Genomic DNA, 1,100 nt, shown 5'->3' on the forward strand with positions numbered 1-1,100 from the left:
CTGAGAGGACTTTGCCCTTATGGGTAATGTTGGCTGTTTCTTTCCATGATCCATCACTTTGCAGGCTATAGATTTTTATCGCGTTACCGTCACTGGTGGTGACTATATGGTGGCCATCGGCGCTGAAGCTGGCCGACAAGACCGGAGCATTTTGGCAAAAGGTGTATTTTGTTTCCCATGATCCATTGGTTTGCCGTTCGTGGATTTTCACCGTTCTGTCATCACTGGCGGTCACCACAAGGCGGTCATCGGGACTGAACGAGGCTGATCTGACCCAATGTTTATGGGTAATGGTGATCATTTCTCCCCATAATCCATCGTGTAGGCCATAGATTTTCGCTGTTTTATCGTGACTGGCGGTTAATAGATGACGGCCATCGGCACTGAAGGCGGCTGATATGACAAAACAATTATGGGTAATGGTGGTTTTCACTTCCCATGAGCCATGGTGTTCCTGATGATAGATGGTCGCAGTCTTATCATAACTTGTGATCACCAAATGACTACCATCGGCGCTGACACTGGCCGATATGATTGGAGCATGATGGTTAATAGTGTATTTTGCTTCCCATGACCCATCGGTCTCCTGACCGTAGATTTTCAATGTCCCATCATAAGGTTTGGTCAATAGGTGGCGGTCATTAGCACTGAAGGTGGCTAATTGGATCGGAAGTTCTTTGTCAATGATGGCTTTTACTTTCCATGTTCCATCGTCCTCCTGACCACAGATTGTCGCCGTGATATCGGAACAGGCGGTCAGCATTTGACGGCCATCGGTATTGAAGGTAATTGCTGAGACAAGACTTTTATGGCGAATGGTGGCTTTTTCTTCCCACGATCCATCGGTCTTCTGGCCAGTGATTTTCGCTGTTTTATCAGAGCTGGTGGTCGCTACATGGAGGCTATCAGCGCTGAAGGCGGTATTATCAATTCGACCTGAATGGGTAATTTCTGCTTTTGGCACTAACTTGATGTTTCACATTCAGACATCAGTTTACTGTTGGTGAAAAGGAGCTGAGCAGGAAAATGAGTGGTTGCTCGTTGTTTTATGAGTGACTCAATGGTGTCCGTGTTAGCAAACGGCTGTAACCAATCACGGA

General features: G+C 46.7%; 1 protein-coding gene. It reads right to left on the bottom strand.

Annotated elements, in window-relative coordinates:
• The coding region (locus KDK17_RS04610; RefSeq protein WP_257287458.1) for a hypothetical protein at nt 1-964 on the bottom strand (964 nt) is incomplete at its 3' end.
• Nucleotides 965-1,100: the final 136 nt, after the last annotated feature.

Source organism: Endozoicomonas sp. SESOKO2, assembly GCF_024606245.1.
Classification (GTDB): domain Bacteria; phylum Pseudomonadota; class Gammaproteobacteria; order Pseudomonadales; family Endozoicomonadaceae; genus Endozoicomonas_A.